This is a genomic window from Corynebacterium sp. HMSC05D08, from assembly GCF_001807215.1.
GTDB classification, from domain to species: Bacteria; Actinomycetota; Actinomycetes; order Mycobacteriales; family Mycobacteriaceae; genus Corynebacterium; species Corynebacterium striatum.
Window position 1 is genome coordinate 40,544 of the sequence record NZ_KV788355.1, and the last position, 17,052, is coordinate 57,595.

General features: G+C 58.8%; 15 protein-coding genes. 7 read left to right on the plus strand and 8 right to left on the minus strand.

Translation table 11 applies throughout. From position 1 onward, the window contains the following. Positions 1–16: 16 nt before the first annotated feature. Together HMPREF3148_RS11060 and HMPREF3148_RS11065 are read left to right on the plus strand one after the other, a co-directional pair. Positions 17–1,498 carry an NAD-dependent succinate-semialdehyde dehydrogenase gene (locus HMPREF3148_RS11060; protein WP_049146868.1) on the plus strand — a complete coding sequence of 494 codons (1,482 nt, stop codon included), beginning with the start codon at positions 17–19 and terminating at the stop codon, positions 1,496–1,498. Between the two features lie 126 nt (positions 1,499–1,624). Further along, complete coding sequence (locus HMPREF3148_RS11065; protein ID WP_070509138.1) at positions 1,625–2,836, plus strand: aromatic amino acid transport family protein; 1,212 nt, start codon at positions 1,625–1,627, stop codon at positions 2,834–2,836. A gap of 237 nt (positions 2,837–3,073) precedes the next feature. On the opposite strand, the gene HMPREF3148_RS11070 is transcribed toward HMPREF3148_RS11065, so the two are convergent. The 5 genes from HMPREF3148_RS11070 to HMPREF3148_RS11090 all read right to left on the minus strand — a co-directional run bounded on the left by HMPREF3148_RS11070 (position 3,074) and on the right by HMPREF3148_RS11090 (position 9,435). Beyond that, positions 3,074–3,847: a nuclear transport factor 2 family protein gene (locus HMPREF3148_RS11070; RefSeq protein WP_049146864.1), complete on the minus strand. Its 774-nt coding sequence runs from the start codon at positions 3,845–3,847 to the stop codon at positions 3,074–3,076. Between the two features lie 9 nt (positions 3,848–3,856). Continuing rightward, positions 3,857–5,233, minus strand: a complete 1,377-nt coding sequence (locus HMPREF3148_RS11075; RefSeq protein WP_049146862.1) for an NAD-dependent succinate-semialdehyde dehydrogenase — start codon at positions 5,231–5,233, stop codon at positions 3,857–3,859. A gap of 144 nt (positions 5,234–5,377) precedes the next feature. Continuing rightward, entirely contained in the window at positions 5,378–6,418 is a 1,041-nt protein-coding gene (locus tag HMPREF3148_RS11080) for a histidinol-phosphate transaminase (protein ID WP_049146860.1), read from the minus strand. A gap of 54 nt (positions 6,419–6,472) precedes the next feature. Further along, on the minus strand, positions 6,473–7,750 hold the full coding sequence (locus tag HMPREF3148_RS11085; RefSeq protein ID WP_049063895.1) for an amino acid permease: 1,278 nt from the start codon (positions 7,748–7,750) through the stop codon (positions 6,473–6,475). A 26-nt stretch (positions 7,751–7,776) separates the two neighbouring features. Then, complete coding sequence (locus HMPREF3148_RS11090) at positions 7,777–9,435, minus strand: thiamine pyrophosphate-dependent enzyme (RefSeq protein ID WP_005528139.1); 1,659 nt, start codon at positions 9,433–9,435, stop codon at positions 7,777–7,779. A 137-nt stretch (positions 9,436–9,572) separates the two neighbouring features. Here HMPREF3148_RS11090 and HMPREF3148_RS11095 point away from each other — a divergent pair, with 137 nt between their 5' ends. Next, complete coding sequence (locus HMPREF3148_RS11095; RefSeq protein ID WP_049063893.1) at positions 9,573–10,466, plus strand: LysR family transcriptional regulator; 894 nt, start codon at positions 9,573–9,575, stop codon at positions 10,464–10,466. On the opposite strand, the gene HMPREF3148_RS11100 is transcribed toward HMPREF3148_RS11095, so the two are convergent. Together HMPREF3148_RS11100 and HMPREF3148_RS11105 are read right to left on the minus strand one after the other, a co-directional pair. Continuing rightward, the gene (locus HMPREF3148_RS11100) at positions 10,463–11,134 is read right to left on the minus strand and encodes a TIGR03089 family protein (RefSeq protein WP_049063892.1); all 672 of its coding nucleotides are present in this window, start codon (positions 11,132–11,134) and stop codon (positions 10,463–10,465) included. The two genes, HMPREF3148_RS11095 and HMPREF3148_RS11100, sit on opposite strands and share 4 nt — an antisense overlap. Before the next feature lie 99 nt (positions 11,135–11,233). Further along, the gene (locus HMPREF3148_RS11105; RefSeq protein ID WP_172953425.1) at positions 11,234–12,877 is read right to left on the minus strand and encodes an LCP family protein; all 1,644 of its coding nucleotides are present in this window, start codon (positions 12,875–12,877) and stop codon (positions 11,234–11,236) included. Positions 12,878–13,047: 170 nt separating this feature from the next. Between HMPREF3148_RS11105 and HMPREF3148_RS11110 the strand changes: the two genes are divergently transcribed. From HMPREF3148_RS11110 to HMPREF3148_RS11120, 3 genes are all read left to right on the plus strand, one after another. Beyond that, entirely contained in the window at positions 13,048–13,956 is a 909-nt protein-coding gene (locus HMPREF3148_RS11110; RefSeq protein WP_049063890.1) for a glycosyltransferase family 2 protein, read from the plus strand. 87 nt (positions 13,957–14,043) lie between these two features. After that, positions 14,044–15,138: a mannose-1-phosphate guanylyltransferase gene (locus tag HMPREF3148_RS11115; RefSeq protein ID WP_005528146.1), complete on the plus strand. Its 1,095-nt coding sequence runs from the start codon at positions 14,044–14,046 to the stop codon at positions 15,136–15,138. A gap of 506 nt (positions 15,139–15,644) precedes the next feature. Continuing rightward, positions 15,645–15,893 (plus strand): WhiB family transcriptional regulator, encoded by a 249-nt coding sequence (locus HMPREF3148_RS11120; protein WP_005528147.1) that lies wholly within the window; start codon positions 15,645–15,647, stop codon positions 15,891–15,893. Positions 15,894–15,979: 86 nt separating this feature from the next. Here HMPREF3148_RS11120 and HMPREF3148_RS11125 read toward each other — a convergent pair whose 3' ends face one another. After that, complete coding sequence (locus HMPREF3148_RS11125) at positions 15,980–16,450, minus strand: metallopeptidase family protein (protein WP_049063009.1); 471 nt, start codon at positions 16,448–16,450, stop codon at positions 15,980–15,982. A gap of 94 nt (positions 16,451–16,544) precedes the next feature. Between HMPREF3148_RS11125 and HMPREF3148_RS11130 the strand changes: the two genes are divergently transcribed. Then, positions 16,545–17,042 (plus strand): DUF3499 domain-containing protein, encoded by a 498-nt coding sequence (locus HMPREF3148_RS11130; RefSeq protein WP_080548590.1) that lies wholly within the window; start codon positions 16,545–16,547, stop codon positions 17,040–17,042. Positions 17,043–17,052: the final 10 nt, after the last annotated feature.

Here is a 17,052-nt window from a genome sequence, read left to right on the forward strand (position 1 = left end):
AAAAGGATAGAAGCAAATGACAAACTTTGATTATTCGCAGGTTTCTGAGCTGTTGGATTCTCTGCCAACTGGCCTTTGGCTGGAGGGCAAGAACGTCGCAGCCACCGGCGGCGCCACTTTCGAGGTCCTCGACCCAGCAACGGAAGAAGTCATTGCCAACGTTGCAGATGGCACCTCCGCTGACTGGATGCGCGCGCTGGAGCTTGCCGACGCCGCGCAAAAGGAGTGGGCGGGTTTTGCACCGCGTACCCGCTCCATCATCCTCACCGACATCTTCAATGCAATCAACGAGCGCAAGGAAGACTTCGCTCGCGTGATGACCCTGGAGATGGGAAAGCCTTACGCGGAAGCGCTGGGTGAGGTGGCCTATGGTGCTGAGTACATGCGCTGGTTTGCCGAGGAAGCAGTGCGCATCCCAGGCCGTTACTCCCAGTCCCCGGCAGGTAATGGTTCCATCACCGTTTCGCACACCCCGGTTGGTCCGGTTCTAGCGATTACCCCATGGAACTTCCCGCTGGCCATGGCCACCCGCAAGATTGCCCCGGCCTTCGCCGCTGGCTGCCCGGTCGTGGTGAAGCCTGCTGCGGAGACTCCGCTGACCATGCTCCTGCTGGGTGAGGTTATTGCTGAGGTATTCGCCCGCCACGAGGTACCGGCAGGTATGTTCTCCATCGTGAGCACCACGCAGTCTAGCGCGCTGTCTTCCGAGCTCATGGCGGATCCGCGCCTGCGCAAGGTGACGTTTACCGGCTCGACCGGCGTGGGCAAGATTCTGGTGCGCCAGTCTGCCGATAACCTGCAGCGGACCTCCATGGAGCTCGGTGGCAATGCCCCGTTCCTGGTCCACGAGGACGCCAACCTCGACCTAGTGCTGGACTGCGCGATGCAGGCGAAGATGCGCAATGGCGGCGAGGCCTGCATTGCAGCCAACCGCTTCATCGTGCACGAGGCAGTGGCGGAGGAGTTTACCCAGCGCCTGACCGAGAAGATGGCTGCTTTCCAGACGGGCCACGGCTTGTCTGAGGGCACCGCGCTCGGCCCGCTGATTAGCGCAAAGCAGCGCGATGCGGTGGCCGACTTGGTAGCGAAGGCTCTGGAGCAGGGTGCTGTTGCCACGACCGGCGGCTCCAAGCCGGAGGGCAAGGGCTTCTTCTACCCGGCAACGGTCTTGGCGCAGCTGCCTGACGACGCCGAGATTCTCCGCCAGGAGATCTTCGGTCCCGTTGCGACTGTGACCACCTATTCCGACTTGGCGGAGGGCGTGGCTAAAGCCAACGACACCGAGTTTGGCCTGGCAGCTTATGCTTTCACGGAGAACTTCCACACCGCGGAGTACCTGGCACACGCGCTGGAGTCCGGAATGGTTGGCATCAACCGCGCTGCGATTTCCGACGCCGCCGCTCCATTCGGTGGCATCAAAGAGTCTGGCTTCGGCCGCGAGGGCGGCGCAGAGGGCATCGAGGAGTACATCTCGGTGCGCTACATCGCGAAGCCTTAATACCTTGCACCGTTCCTGACACGTTTGGCTTTCAAACCCGCTTCGGCGGGGCCTTCCGTGTCTGGAACGGTGCGTTTTATATAGAGCGGCGTCGGCAAGCAGCCGGCGCCTTAAACGGAGGAAACGATGACAACTTCAACGTGCAGCAACGCGGCACCTAAGCCAGCGCTGTCATTTATTCAAGGCATTGCCCTGATCTTCGGCACTAACATTGGCGCCGGCATTCTGTCGATTCCATATGCAGCGCGTAACGGTGGCTTCCTTGCGCTCGTCATTGCGCTGCTGGTGGCCGGAACGCTGACCACTATCTCGATGCTCTATGTGGCCGAAACCGCGATGCGCACGAGGGCGCCTCTGCAGGTCTCTGGTCTTGCTGAGCACTATCTGGGGCAGTGGGGCCGCTGGCTGGTCTTCGTGGCGATTATCGTCAACGGCGTCGGCGCGCTCATCGCCTACGCCTCCGGCTCCGGCGACCTCATCAATAATATTTTCGGCCTGCCGCCGCTGGCAGGAACGTTGATCTTCTTCGGCTTTGGGTCTTGGGTGATGTACCGCGGCTTGCACACCACCGGTGCCACGGAAGGCGCCATTACCGCAGGTATGGCCATCATCATTGCCGTGCTGTGCGGCTGGACCCTTCTGGGACCTGGAATCGAGGCCGAGAACCTGTTGGTGCTCCACCCGTTCTTCATCGTTCCTATTTTGAACCTGGCTGTCTTCTCGTTCTTGGCTCAGTACGTGGTGCCGGAGCTAGTACAGGGCATGGACCCAGCGAAGCCGCAGGAGACAGCTCGCGCCATCGTGCTCGGCATGGTGATTACCGGCTTTACGCTGGCACTTGTGCCGTTTGCGGCTCTGGGTCTGTTGGGAATGAACGTTACTGAGGTTGTTACCATCGCCTGGGGCGAGGCGCTTGGACCGGTCGCGTACTACTTGGCCAATATCTTCGCGTTGGCAGCGATGCTGACCTCCTTCCTCGCGATTGGATTTACCACCATGCGCAACGTGCTCGACATTTTGCACTGGGAGGGCAACAACGCGCAGCGTGGCATTGCCGTGGCGCTGACCGTTGTACCGCCGCTGGCTATCTCCATCGCGGGTCTTGGCGGTTTCGTCGCAGCGCTGTCCTACGCGGGCGGCTTTGCGGGTGCAATCATGTCGATCATTCCGGTGATGTTGCTGCATGCCTCCCGCAAGAAGGGCGATCGTGACCCCGGCTGGAGCGTCGGTGCGCTGGCAAACCCGGTGATTCAGGGGACCATCATCGTGGTCTACTTCCTAGCATTCATCTATTCGATCATCTCGATCGTCGGGCTGGTGCCGGCGGGTTGGGCTTAAACTCTGCAGACAGTGGCATTGAACATCGTGCTGGGATTAGGTCTTAGAGATGACACTGCCAAAGTTGCCAAAGTTCCGGCCAGATCTTGAGGCGATAACTTTGGCAGATAGGGCAGTTGCGGCCTCAACTCGGTTCTAGAGCTACTGGGCGTCGGGCTTATGTGGAAAACGTGAAAGGCTGGGCCACTCCCGTATCAAGGAGTGGCCCAGCCTTTGGCGTGCAACCTAGGTTATGGCTTAGAAGATGCCGTGGCTATGAAGCGCCTCATTATCGGAGGGGACCTCAGAAATGGCATCCCACATTTCGACGAGCTTGCCGTCTTCAACGCGCCACAGCTCGCAGTAGGAGTGGCGCGCACCAGCGATGCTTCCTTCGGAATGCGTCAGAACGAACTGTCCCTGCGCAATCGTGCGGTGGATGCGCTCGTACTCCAGTCCTTCGCCGTCCTCCTTCAGCTTGGTGAGGAAATCGACGCAGTTTTGGGCGCCGTCGGCGATATCGGGGGAGTGCTGGGCAAACTGATCATCGCGTGTGTTGTCGATGAAGCCGGAGTAGTCACTGCCGATGAGCGAGCGCTCGAAGAATTTGATGACGAACTTACGGTTCTCCTCGGTAAGGCTCTCATCTCCCACATCGGTGGTGCCATCGAGCTGCGTGCGGCCGCTTTCATTCGGCTCTGCCTTAGGAACGAGGTTGTCCCAGTGCTCGACAATTTTGTCACCTTCGACGCGATAAATGTCGAAGCCGACGAAGGGCTCATCTTCGATACCGTCAAAACGACCGTGCAGTGCGACGAGGTTGTTTGCTTCATCGGCAATCACTCGGGCGTTGGTGTACTTTAATCCCTCGCCCAGATCCGTGACGAACTTCTTAAGGCCTTCTGCATCGTTAGCGATGAGGGGAGAGTGCTCCACGAAGTTATCGGCGAAGTGCTTGTCTAGGACGGAGGTATCGTGGCTGTCGAAAAGCGCGGTGTGTACCTCGAGGACAAAGTTTCCTAGTGAAGTCATGGAATCTCCTTAGTTGGCCACAAAGTAGGTGCGCTTGTTGACGAACTCATCCATGCCGTAGGGGCCCAGCTCGCGGCCATAGCCGGAGTTCTTGACGCCACCGAACGGCACCTCGGCGCCCTCAGCCGCGTAGGTGTTGACGTTGGACATGCCAACCTCCAAGCGCTGAGCAACCTTTTCTGCTCGCTCGACGTCCTTGGAGAAGACGCAACCACCGAGACCGTACTGGGTATCGTTGGCCAGCTTCAGTGCCTCTTCATCGCTGCTGACCTTGTATACGGTGGCGACGGGGCCGAAGAGCTCCTCGTAGTAGATGTCCGAGCCAACAGGGACGTCACTCAGCACGGCGGGGCTGAAGTAGGAGGACTTCTCATCAACGAGCTCACCGCCGACGTGAAGGGTGGCACCGGCTGCCACGGCGCGGTCGATCTGATCCTTGAGGTTCTCCGCAGCGCCGCGTGAGGACAGTGGGGTGTAGACGGTCTCGGAAGCCTCTTGCGGTGTGCCCGGCTTCATGGCCTTAGCCAGCTCAACCAGCTCTGCAAGGAACTCGTCATAGATGTCATCCATGACGATGAGGCGCTTGTTGGAGTTACAAGCCTGACCGGTGTTGTAGATGCGGGTTTCCCACGCATCCTTGGCGGCTTGTTTGACGTCATCCGTGTCGAGCACGATGTAAGGATCAGAACCGCCCAGCTCCAGTACGGCCTTCTTGAGGTTCTTCGCGGCGATAGCACCCACCGCGGCACCGGCGCGCTCGGAACCGGTGAGCGAAACACCACGCAGCTCCTTGTGCTCGATGATCTTCTCTACCTGCTCGTGGGTTGCGAAAAGGTTGGTATAGACGCCCTTGGGTACGCTGGCATCATCCATGATCTTCTGGATGGCGAGTGCGGAGCGTGGGCAAATCTCTGCGTGCTTCAGGATGATGGTGTTGCCCAACATGAGGTTGGGGGCGGCGAAACGCGCTACCTGGTAGTAGGGGAAATTCCACGGCATGATGCCAAGCAAGACGCCAATGGGGAGGCGCTGGATATAGCCCTTTCCATCCATTTCCACCGGGATTTCCTCATCGGCGGCGAACTTCGGGCCGTTATCTGCGTAGTAGCCAAAGATGGCACTGCTGAACTCGGCCTCCTCAAGGCCCTCGGAGATCGGCTTTCCCATTTCGGTAGCAATGACTTCTGCCAACTCGTCCTTGCGCTCTTCGAAAAGCTCAGCAACGCGGGTAACTACTTTGGCGCGCTCCTCAATAGGGGTCTCGCGCCAGCTGAGGAATGCCTCATGTGAGGTATCTACAGCGGCAAGGGCTTCCTGCTCGGTGACGTGGTCAAAGGTTTCGAGCACCTCGCCAGTTGCAGGGTTTTCTACGCGAATTCCGGACATTGTTCATCCTCCAGTTTGTAGTGTGCGTATAAGAACACGTCCCATTATGTGGACGGTTGTGATGTATGTCAATAATTATTCAATCTATGGAGCGCATCTCAATTTCAAGATGGTTTTTAGCGAGAGTTGTTGCGGAAACCCTGGCTAGCCCCGCCAAGGCTCAATGCCCGCGCGCTCCCAGGCGGCCAAGAAGATGTTTGTTTCTTCCTCGGTGGTAATGGAAACGCGTACGCCCTCATCCAGGTAGCGGCGGATGATGACGCCTTCGTCGGAAAGCTTGCGTTCAACCTCTTCGGCGTCGCCGCGTGGAATCCAAACGAAGTTGCCCTTGGAAGGGCGCGCGCCAATAGCCTCAGCTACGCGCTCGCGCTGCACCTTGGTCTCTTTGACGCGGGCAAGCAGCTCCTCTGCCGAGTTAAGCGCTGCGATGGCAGCCTTTTCTGCCATGTAGGTAACCGTCAGCGGCATGGTCATTAGCTTGAGGCCGTGGATGAGCTCCGGGGAGGCGATTCCGTAACCCACGCGTGCACCGGCAAGGCCGAAGGCCTTGGAGAAGGTGCGGGCGCCCACCAGGTTCGGGTAGTTGAAAATCTCCTCGGCAGAGTTCGGGGTATCCTCCGCGTCGTTGTACTCCCAGTAAGCCTCATCGAGGATAACCACGATGTCCTTCGGAACCTGCTCCATGAAGTCGCGGAACTCGCCCTTGGTGATGGTGGTGCCGGTTGGGTTATTTGGGTTGCAGAGGATGATGGCGCGGGTCTTGTCCGTGATGGCCTCGATCACGGCATCCAAGCCCAAGCGGTCGTCCTCGGTGAGCGGAGTCATCACTGGTTCCGCGCCGGCCATGCGCACGTAGAGCGGGTAAGCCTCGAAGCTGCGCCACGGAAAGATTACTTCGTCACCAGTGTGGCAGGACATTCCGATGGCCTGCTGAACGATGGCCGAGGCGCCCGCCGCGATGGCGAGGTGATCTTCAGGAACGCCTAGGTACTTAGAAAGCTCGGTGGTCAGTTCTGGGCAGCCATTGATCTGGTAGCGGTTGGTCTCCGCTGCCGCCCGCGTCATTGCCTCGAGTATGGAGGGAAGCGGCGGGTTAGGGATTTCGTTGGAGGAGAGCTTCAGCTTGTCGCCGTCGGACTTGCCGGGCTTGTAATCAGGGAACTTGTTGAGATCAGGGCGAAGCATATGGTTTTAAAACTCCTTACTTTAAAGCGACTTTTAAGAAGTGATTGATAAGACTTAGAACATGTTCCACACGGTAACCGCCATGATGACGATTCCCATGCCAAATACGAAGTAGTTCCACGGGTCATTTTTGAACTTGGAATAAGCGTCGAGCTTCTTGAACATGTAGACCGGGACCAGGTAAACGAGGAAAGCCACGAAGATGCCACCGACGACCGAAATCATCGACACGATGGATGGGTTATAGACCGCCACCAGGGTAGTGCCAACGAAGGTGATGAGATAGACGATGTTGAGCAGGCTGCGGTGCGAGATTCGCTCCGCCAGCTTTGGCGCTGCTAGGCGCAGCAGGTACTCTGTGCCTTCCTCGGTGCCCAGCATGTGGCCGAAGTAGGAGGAGATGATGGCGCACATGACCACAACGGGTGCCATGTAGGCCATGAACGGGGTGCCGGTGACGTTAGCGAAGTAGGACAGTACCGGAATGTTTTGTTCCAGCGCCTCGTTCATTCCATCGGCCCCCAAAGCCAGGACGCATGACCAAACGAAGAACATGGTAAAGACCACTAGCAAGATGGCGGTAAGTATCTCCGTGCGGTCAACGCGCTTGGCGGTCTTCTCGCCATAGGCCGGCTGCATGTCTAGTGCGAACTGAGACAGCGCCGCCATGTGGGAAAAGGAAAATACAAGCACCGGCAGAATCAGCAGGATTCCCTTGAGGATTCCAAAGTCGCCTTCCCCGTTGTCGTAGTGCAGGAAGCTCTGAAAATCCCAGCGTGGGATGAGGTAGATGGACGTTGCCGCCAAAGCGAAGATGAGCGGATACACCAGCACCTGGGCCAGCCAAATCATGGGTTTGCGGCCCACCGCGAACGCGCCGGTCATAATGCCCACGCAGAGGATGGCGAGTACCCACCGGTTGATGGAAGGTCCACCCAGTTGGTTGACGATGAAGCTATCGACCGAGTTGGTGATGCTGATGCCGTAAATCAGCACTGTGGGAAAGATAGCGAGCCAGTACAAAATGGCGATAACGATGCCGGAAGGGCGGCCTAAATATTGCGTGGCCAGTTCCAGGACGTCCTTGCCGTGGTCACGGATGGGCGCGCCACTGACTATTCGGACATAGGTGCGGTGCGAGAAATAGACCAGTGGCAGGATGAAGACCGTGGCAAAGACCAGTGGCCAGAAGCCAAATCCACCAGCGTTAAGTGGGAGGAACAAAATTCCTGCGCCGACGGCAGTGCCGAACAGGGTGATGACCCAATTCATGGTTGAGCCAGCAGGTTTGGCCTCCGCACGCTCAACAGTGGTAGCAACGGTATTGCTCATTGAAAATCCTTTGTTTGGGGACAGGTCTAGTCGTTGTCAGGCAGCGACAGAGCTTGATCCACAATCACGTTGATGACTGCTGGAATCTGCTTCTCGCGCATAGCCTGCAGTGCGCGCTCGACGGCAGGTGCTGCCTCGGCGTCGGAAGTGACAAGCTCGCCGTGTGCGCCGAAGCCACGGGCGACGGCGGCGAAATCCGGGTTGGAAAGCTGGGTGCCGGAAACGCGATCAGGGAAGTGGTTCTTTTGGTGATCGCGGATGGTGCCGAACTCACCGTTGGACAGCACGACGGTCAGATAAGGAGCGCCATACTGCAGGGCGGTAGCCAGCTCTTGGCCGTTCATCAGGTACTCGCCGTCGCCAGCAATGGCGATGACGGTGCGCTCAGGAAACTCCAGCTTGGTGGAGACTGCACCTGGAACGGAGTAGCCCATCGAGCCATTGCGCACGCTGAACTGGGAGGGGTAGACGTTGGTGTGCATAAACTGCTGCGCCCAGATGCAGTGGTTGCCGGCGCCGAAGGTGTAGATGGAATCCTCTGGGGCCTGCTCTTGAATGGCGCGCATGAGTGATTCGATGTGTGCGGTTCCTTCAGGAGCCGGGCGCCAGTCGGCTTCGTCCTGAACCGTTGAGAAAGCCACCTGCGCCGCGTGCGCATCCGCGAACCACTGCTGCTGGGCAGCAGAGACCTCGCCCGCATCGATCTCAGACAGCGCTTCGGCGAAGGCTACCGGGCTGGCCAGGATGTGGCGGGTGACGGCTGCGGAGTTGCCACGCAGGCTGGAATCGATGTTGATGAAGAAGTTGCGGTCATTTGCGCCTTGACGCAGCTTGTAGCCGTCAGTCGAGACGTCGCCAAGCACTGCTCCAACGGCGAGTACGAGGTCGGAATCCTGGAGCAGCGCAGCTGCCTTCTCATCACGGCCGTAGCCCAGCCAGCCGGCGTTGGCCGGGGAAGAAAAAGGGACGCGGTCGCTGGCGCGGAAATCGTGGACCACCGGAATCTGGTTGGTCTCTGCAAACTCGGTGATTTGGCGTGCGGACTCTGGGGTCCAGCGTGGGCCGCCGGCGAAGATGAGTGGGCGCTCGGCGCAGCGTAGGGCCTCGGAAAGCGCGGTGATATCGCTTGGGGATACCGCGCCGTCTGTCACGTTGATTGGCTGGACAATCTCCCCGTCGAAGTCCAAGTGGAGAATGTCCTCCGGCAGGCCCACCACTACTGGGCCTGGGCGGCCCTGCTTGGCCTGGAAGAACGCCTCGGCCACCACGTGGGAAGCACGGGATGGGTCATCGAGGATGAAGACCTGCTTGGTCTGGGTGCCAAACCAAGCCTTTGGGTCGAACTCCTGGAAAGACTCACGGTCACGGTCGGGGAAGGGGATAAGGCCCACGAAGAGGACCAGCGGGGTGGAATCCTGCCAGGCGGTGTGGATACCAACGAAGGCATTGGAAGCACCTGGGCCGCGGGTGACCATTGCGACGCCCGGCTCACCGGTCGCCTTGCCGTGTGCCTCTGCCATGTAGGAAGCGCCGCCTTCCTGGCGGGTAACGATGGCTTCGATGGGGCTGTCATAGAGTCCATCAAGCACTGGCAGGAAGCTTTCGCCTGGGACGAGGTATGCGCGCTTGACGTTGTGCGCTGCGAGGGATTCAGCGATGGCGGTGCCAACATGGCGACGAGTCATAGTTTTTAAACAATCCTTCTTCTGTGATTGGTGCAATATTTTCACCTTATTGTGAGGGACTTTTGATCATGTTGTCTAATGTCTAAGGATTTTGAAATCCATGCCCATTGGTAATAGCTCGTGTTAAATGAAGCTTTATGGACTACACGAGGGCGAAATATTTCTTGGCGCTCGCGCGCACCGGTTCCGTGACTACCGCGGCAGAGCAATTGAGCATCACCCAGCCGGCGCTAAGCCGCCAGCTGCGGCGCTTTGAGGAGGAGCTGGGGCTCGAGCTTTTCGAACGCGCAGCTGGGGTGCTGCGTCTCAACGAGGCGGGCAAGGCATTGATTCCTGTGTGCCAGCAATTGGTGGCAGATAATAACAGGGCTACGCAGGCGGTTTCAGCGCTGCAACGCGGCGAAATGCGAGCCTTGCAGGTGGCCGCAACGCCGACGACCATCTCGACGATTTTGGCGCCTTTCATCGCTGATGCGCGCGGGGCAATTCCGCTTCTGACCACACTGGCGGTCGAGCACTACGAGGTGTACCAAGCGCTAGATACCACCGCGGATGTGGTGGTGACGCCAATTCCAGTAAAGGAGGGGCTCGATTCCGTTCCGCTGGGGGAGGCCACTATCCGAGCTTGGGTAAACGAGGAGCACCCTCTAGCAGGCCAAGACAGCATTGATGTGGAGGACTTGGTCACTCATCGTCTCGCCATGTCAGGCCGGCGCAGCGTCTCGCGCGGGCTCTTCGATGCCTTCGTAGGGCGCAGCCACGCTGTGCTTGGCGACGTCGTCGAGTGCGAGGACACCGTTACGCTCATCGCCCTCGCGCGAGCCGGGCGTGCAATCGCCATCTCCAGTGCTCTGCAGGACCACGGCGCGGTAGGCCTGCGCATCTGCAACAAGGAGGAGATGCTAGGCGGTGTGCCCCTGCATGCGGCTTGGCGTAGCGGGCACTTTGCCGCCGCGGAAATCCATGCCGTGGGCACGCGCCTCCAGGAGTTTCTGGGAATTAACACCGCCGATGGCGTTCGTGCCAGCTAAAGACGCAGATCCACCTTCTCGTTGGCGGCGATTTCTTCTAAACGCTCGGCAGTGCACATGCCGGCGACAATAACGGCGGAGCCTCCACATGCGAGCGGTTCGAGAATCAACTTCTTAAAGGAATCCTTGTCCTTCCACCCCGCGGACATCACGCGTTGGGCAGGGCCGGCGGCCGAATAAAGCTCCGGCAAAGCGGTGGTGGGGCCATAGAACTGATCGCCGTAGAAACGCACGGTGGGCCCAAAGTCGATGGCGCCCGCGGGCAATTCGCCGCCAGATTCGATGACGCCGCGCCCGAATGGATCATCGGTAACGAGCACAACATCGGCGCCTGTGAATTCCTCAGTCAACTCTGCAAAGCCCTCGGGCGCGGCAAAAATAACATCGGGGCTTGCGCCGTCTAGCTCAGCGCGCGTGAACGCTGTGTCGACGCCGGCAGCAAGGGCGCCCAAAGCGATAACCGCGGGCTGCCAGGAAACAGGGAGGTCGAAGAAAATGAGGGAATCGGAATCGAGCTCAAGCTCTTCTAAGAGCATGTTGGCAATCTTGGAAACCCAGTTATCCAAGGTCTGCGCGGAAAAATCCATGCGCGCGCCGGTGGCTTCGTTGTAGAAAGTCAGGCGCGGCGCTGCGGCATCTGCGGAAAGTAGGTGCTGAAGCATATCCATGTCCGACCATCGTAGGTGACTTAGCCTTAGCGTGGCAGGGAGTGCTTTCGCGCGATGGCCCTAGGCCCCGGCTTGAGAATTACTTAGTTTGTGTGGCGTTTAGTTCACGCAGCGCGGGCCGTCGCCACCGGCGTCGATCTCCGGCGAAACCATAGCCGTTCCGAGGTCACTGCCTGGGGTTCCTACCTGGTCGCTGGCAGCGGATTCAGCCGGTTCAGCGGCTTGGGCGGCCTCATCGGATGGGCCGGTGTAGTCGTCGTATGCAACGACCACGAAGGTGTTTTCATCCAAGGAAGGGTTCGAGGTCACGGGCAGGCCACCGAGCTGCTCCGCGAGGTCCTTGGCGCGCTGGTCATTCTCGTCGGCGGCGACAATCTGCGACTGCGCGTACAAGCCTGGCTCGGCGTTGCTCGTGCGTTCGACCGTGTAGCCCACGCCGGTGAGCCACTTGCCGATGCCTGACGCGAGACCGTCAATGGAGCCCGCGTTGAGAACGTTAAGCTCGATGCCATCCGCGACTGGCTGCTCCGAAGGGTTGGAGCCTTCTTCAGCGCTTGCCGACGCCGCGGCTGCTTCATCCTGTTCCGCAGTTCTTGCGAGGTCATCCATGAACTTGTGGACTTCAGCCTTATCGATGGTCACCACGGACTCGCCATAGTCGCCGACACCGTCGATGGAGGTCACTGGAATGGTGGTGAAGGTGACATTTCCGCCGGCCAGGCCAGACAGCTGGGTGACTAAGCCCATGACGTCCCAGCCCTCATCGATGACGACGGAACGTTCAATCGCCTCGGTGATCTTAGAGAGTTTATTCGGATTAGCCAGGGTTCCTGAGGACAGCACCTTCGAGACTAACGAAGCCATGTAGGCCTGCTGGCGAACAATACGGTCGAGGTCGCCGCGTGGCAGCCCGTAGCGCTGGCGGACGAAGGACAGGCCTTGGGCGCCATGGAGAGTCTGCCTTCCCTTCTGGAAGTCGGCGCCGGACATCTCGTCCTTGACGTCGTTGTTCAAGCACACGTCGACGCCATCGACGGCGTCGGTAAGCAGCACAAAGCCCAAGAGTCCGACCTCTGCATAGTGATCGATATCGATGTCCGTAAGGGAACGGACCATATCGATAAGTCCCTGGCGGCCGGCCTCGACGCCCTTCTGCTCAATCTCCTTGTCGGAGTACGGCTTCTTATCGCCTTGGGCCTCCGCTACCGCATTCTCCTCTTCGAGTTCCTTGAGTTTATCTGCCTTGTGCGCTGCGAAGACCGCGTTGATCTTGGTGTTGCCGTACTCGCCGTCGTCGACGTAGGTATCGCGGGGAATGGACACCGCGGTTGCGCGTGAGCCATCATCCGGAATACGGATGATCATGATGGTGTCTGTGTTCTCCTCGCCCTCAGCGACACCTGCGTGCAGATCCGCCAGTTCCTTTTCAGAGAGGGGATTGCCCTGTGCATCGGTACGCGAATCCTTGCCCACCAAGAGGATGTCCACTGCGCCGTCCTGGGTGTTAGCTTTGAAACCGCCCTGGTTGCCGAGCGCCAAATTTCCCACTGAGGCCACTCCGTCGCCCACGCGGCCCACGGTGGCATAACCCACGCCAGAGAAGACAAGAATCGCGGCCGACAAGAAAGTAAGGATCGCCTTTAACGGCTTGGAACCCTGCTGCTTGACGTTCGACGCCGAAGATGGCGCGGGCTGGATGGCACGAGCGCGGCGCTGCTTGTCCGATCTTTTCTCAAGTGACACAGTGGGAGGACTTTCTATTTTGGAGTTCTTCACCTGTAGGTATCGGTGGTGATTCCGATGCCTAATTTGTTTTAGTCTTGTGACAGTTTAGGCGAGGTAAGCGCGAAATCGTGATCTGCGTATGATTTTCTTCTAGCTCGCAGTGTCTTGGCAGCATCCTCCCGTCAAGTATGGGTACGCTATGGACCATCGTGAACACAGAAAATAACGCTCCCCTTGCAGTGGTGACGGTGACCTATTCGCCGGGCCACTACCTTGGGGATTTCCTCGATTCGCTGGAGAATGCCACCCAGCAACCCACCACGGTGGTCTTAGCCGATAACGGCTCCACCGATGGGGTCCCGCAGGCGGCCGCGGAAAGCCACGCCAACGTTGTGTTTTTAGACACGGGTGGAAACATCGGCTACGGCGGCGGAATGAACGCGGGAGCACGCCTCATCAAGAGCGGTGCTTTGGGGGAGGTCGACGATGAGTTCTTCCTCATTAGCAACCCAGATGTCACCTTCACGCCAGGGGCTCTGGACACCATGCTCGAGTGCGCGCGCCGCAACCCACAGGCCGCGGCTGTGGGCCCGCGCATCGTAGAGCCGGACGGGTCCAACTATCCTTCAGCTCGTGCTGTGCCGACGCTGGTGACCGGGATTGGACACGCCCTCTTTGGCTCAATCTGGCCGGGCAACCCATGGTCCCGCGCGTACCGAGATGATAAAGACATGTCAGTAGAGCGTGTAGCTGGCTGGCTATCAGGCTCCTGCCTCCTGGTGCGCTGGGAAGCTTTTGAACAGATTGGCGGCTTTGACGAGCGCTATTTCATGTACATGGAGGACGTCGACCTGGGTGACCGTTTTAGCCGCGCTGGCTGGAACAACGTCTTCTGCCCAGATGCCATAATTACCCACGCTAAGGGCCACTCGACGCAGGCTCACGCCGGCGCGATGTTACACGCCCACCATGATTCTGCGTATCGCTTCCAGGCCGACCGTCACCCTCACTGGTGGCAAGCGCCAATTCGGCTCGTGTTAAGAGCTGGCCTGACGCTGCGTGCCTATGCGGTTACGGCACTTGCGTGCCGTAGTTAATACTCACGCCTTTTGCCTTATAAACTTAGCCCGATACAACATCTGCCGATATAACACGTCGATTAATTCGAATAAGGAATCCTCGTTATGACTGAAGCAGCTACCCAATGGGGTGCCTCCGCCGACGCCGTCATCCTTGTAGGCGGCCGCGGCACGCGTTTGCGTCCGCTGACCATCGGTACTCCAAAGCCGATGCTGCCGACTGCAAATTACCCGTTCTTGCAGCACTTGCTGGCACGTATTAAGGCTGCTGGCATCGACCACGTGGTGATGTCGACTTCCTTTAAAGCGGAGGTTTTTGAGGAGTACTTCGGTGACGGCTCTGACTTGGGTCTAGAGATCGAGTACGTGGTGGAAGAGACCGCGCTGGGAACCGGTGGTGGCATTCGCAACGTGTATGACAAGCTGCGCCACGACACGGTGATGGTCTTCAACGGTGACGTGCTCTCCGGCATGGACCTCAACGGCATCCTGCAGACTCACCATGAGAAGAACGCCGACGTGACAATGCACCTGCTCAACGTGGCGGATCCGCGTGCGTTTGGCTGCGTGCCGACGGACAGCAATGGCCGCGTGACGGCGTTCCTGGAGAAGACCGAGGATCCACCAACCAACCAGATCAACGCTGGTTGCTACATCTTCAAGCGCGAAGTTATCGAGAGCATTCCGGCTGACCGTGTGGTTTCGGTCGAGCGTGAGACCTTCCCTAATCTGCTGGAGGAAGGCCGCTTGGTAGTGGGCCACGTGGACAACTCCTACTGGCGCGATATGGGCCGCCCGGATGACTTTGTACGCGGTTCCTCGGACTTGGTGCGTGGTATTGCGCACTCGCCGTTGCTGGAGGGCCGCACGGGTGAATCCGTGGTGGATGATTCCGCGGGTATTGCTGGCGGCGTCCTGCTGCTTTCGGGTACGGCAGTGGGCCGTGGCTCTGAGGTGGGGGCCGGTTCGCGTTTGGACGGCACAGTGGTCTTTGACGGCGTGACAATCGAACCTGGCGTAGTAATCAGCAATTCGATTATCGCCTCTGGTGCTCACATCGGGGCGAATGCGCACATTGATAACTGCGTTATAGGCGAAGGCGCTGTGATTGGTGCGCGCTGTGAGCTCAAGGGCGGCATGCGCGTCTTCCCGGGCGTGCAGATTCCTGACGCGGGCGTGCGCTTTAGCTCAGACGCCTAAAGCTCGAGCTGGAGGGTTTCCCTCACCATTGTCTCTATTGACACTGGTGGGGGATATTTTTATGGGCTTGCGTAACCGCTGGGTGCTACATGGGATCAAAGTGGCCAAAGTGTTTTTTGAGATCCACTAGAAAATTCAGAGTGGTGGCGACACGCCGATCAAACCTGGGAATTGTTTACAGGATCATGAGGCACCACTATATGTAGTACCCCCACACCTTACCCCCATGGGGGGATCTGTGTGACGGATGTGAAAGTTGAGGATCGTGTGCTGCGTTTTTGGCGAATTTGGGCAAAATGGACTCTGGTCAGGTTGACGATATTTAGTGATCCGGTGTGAAATAACATCAGTGTAATCAAACGCATCGGCGGTGCCGGACTGGCTTTGTTGGTCCTGGTGTACAGTCGGTGCCACTAAGTAAGAACAACCCAACCTCGGAGAAAGGAAGTAGCGTGGAGAAAAACTCGAATAATGGCGCTATTCTCCGTGGCGGTGCTGCCGCAGAGATGTCGCTTGACGAGCTTTTTGGCGCCGTCGAGCAGGAGTGGCAAGACCAGGCACTGTGCGCGCAGACCGATCCTGAAGCCTTCTTTCCAGAAAAAGGAGGCTCCACCCGTGAGGCTAAGCGCATCTGCCAGGCCTGCGCGGTGCGTGATGAGTGCCTCGAGTATGCCCTTGAGCATGACGAGCGCTTCGGAATCTGGGGCGGCCTGTCTGATCGTGAGCGTCGCCGCCTCAAGCGTGAGATTGGCTAGTTAGCTAAAGCCGACTTAGCTCAAGTCCCCCGTTTAGTTCTGTTCAACTTTTTCGGTTGAGCGTCTGCTAGGTGGGGGATTTTTCTTTAACAACTAAACCTTGGGTCGACGTCTTCGGGGTCAAGATTTAGATAGTTCGCCACTAGTGCGGTGAGGACTGTCCCCAAGAGTTCTTCCCGCTCTCCAGGATTCTGTGCGCGTTCCTCGATGGGCATGCGGAAGATCACCATTCGTGCGCGGGTAGGACGGCCGGCCGAATCCACACCGGCGGGAACTACGCGTCCGAGAGGGACCGGGCCATCGGCAATGATTTCTTCAGGCAGCACGGTCATGTCTGCTGAAAGGCGCATGCGGGGAACTGTGTCCACAGCTAGGTCGAGGCCCGCGAGCTGCTCCGCGAAGGCGTTTTGAATCGGGGCGTAGGCCTCGAGGACTGCCATGTCGAAGCGCTCGCTGTTGCTGCGGAAACGCGGTGTCGTCTGTGGCAGGAGTGGGCCGCGCATGCCGCGTCCACGGCGATTGCGGAACGGGCGTACATGTGGGCGGCGCATGGTCATGAGCGTGATCTTAGGACTCCGCAGGTGCTTTTCGGTGCGGGGCGCGCCGAGTTCCGACTATTCAAATCTCAAGTAAGGGTTTAGACTCATTGCCGTGAATCATTCTCGTCATTGCTCTCGCCCAGGCTGCGGCCGACCTGCCGTGGCAACATTGACCTACGCATATTCACAGCAGACGGCCGTCGTTGGCCCGCTTGCGGAGGAGACTGACCCGCATAGCTGGGACCTGTGCGAGAAGCATAGCTCCCGCATCACCGCCCCCATCGGCTGGGAGATGGTGCGCGTGGATCGCATCGAGCTGGACGAGGAAGATGACCTCATGGCACTCGCTGAGGCCGTGCGTGAGGCTGGCCGTGTGACCACCGGCCTGGTGGACGATGGTGCTGGCTCCGGTTCTGACCCCATCGACTACGCCGCGAACTTCGATGGTGCAGATCCGGATAGCTCAAATCACCCGGTTTTTCGCACTCGACGTGTCAGTGAGGCGAAGCAACACCGTCGCGCCCACCTGACGGTTGTGCGGGACGAGAGTGAGGAAGCCGCGCTTAGCGACGTCGACCGCGGCAATCATCATCGCGTCAGAGAAGATTAAAAATAGAGAA

Coding starts and splice junctions, on each gene's coding strand:
- HMPREF3148_RS11060 (WP_049146868.1), top strand. CDS start 17: ATGACAAACTTTGATTATTCGCAGGTTTCTGAGCTGTTGGATTCTCTG.
- HMPREF3148_RS11070 (WP_049146864.1), bottom strand. CDS start 3,847: ATGACTTCACTAGGAAACTTTGTCCTCGAGGTACACACCGCGCTTTTC.
- HMPREF3148_RS11095 (WP_049063893.1), top strand. CDS start 9,573: ATGGACTACACGAGGGCGAAATATTTCTTGGCGCTCGCGCGCACCGGT.
- HMPREF3148_RS11090 (WP_005528139.1), bottom strand. CDS start 9,435: ATGACTCGTCGCCATGTTGGCACCGCCATCGCTGAATCCCTCGCAGCG.
- HMPREF3148_RS11080 (WP_049146860.1), bottom strand. CDS start 6,418: ATGCTTCGCCCTGATCTCAACAAGTTCCCTGATTACAAGCCCGGCAAG.
- HMPREF3148_RS11075 (WP_049146862.1), bottom strand. CDS start 5,233: ATGTCCGGAATTCGCGTAGAAAACCCTGCAACTGGCGAGGTGCTCGAA.
- HMPREF3148_RS11125 (WP_049063009.1), bottom strand. CDS start 16,450: ATGACCATGCGCCGCCCACATGTACGCCCGTTCCGCAATCGCCGTGGA.
- HMPREF3148_RS11110 (WP_049063890.1), top strand. CDS start 13,048: ATGGGTACGCTATGGACCATCGTGAACACAGAAAATAACGCTCCCCTT.
- HMPREF3148_RS11115 (WP_005528146.1), top strand. CDS start 14,044: ATGACTGAAGCAGCTACCCAATGGGGTGCCTCCGCCGACGCCGTCATC.
- HMPREF3148_RS11085 (WP_049063895.1), bottom strand. CDS start 7,750: ATGAGCAATACCGTTGCTACCACTGTTGAGCGTGCGGAGGCCAAACCT.
- HMPREF3148_RS11120 (WP_005528147.1), top strand. CDS start 15,645: ATGTCGCTTGACGAGCTTTTTGGCGCCGTCGAGCAGGAGTGGCAAGAC.
- HMPREF3148_RS11065 (WP_070509138.1), top strand. CDS start 1,625: ATGACAACTTCAACGTGCAGCAACGCGGCACCTAAGCCAGCGCTGTCA.
- HMPREF3148_RS11100 (WP_049063892.1), bottom strand. CDS start 11,134: ATGGATATGCTTCAGCACCTACTTTCCGCAGATGCCGCAGCGCCGCGC.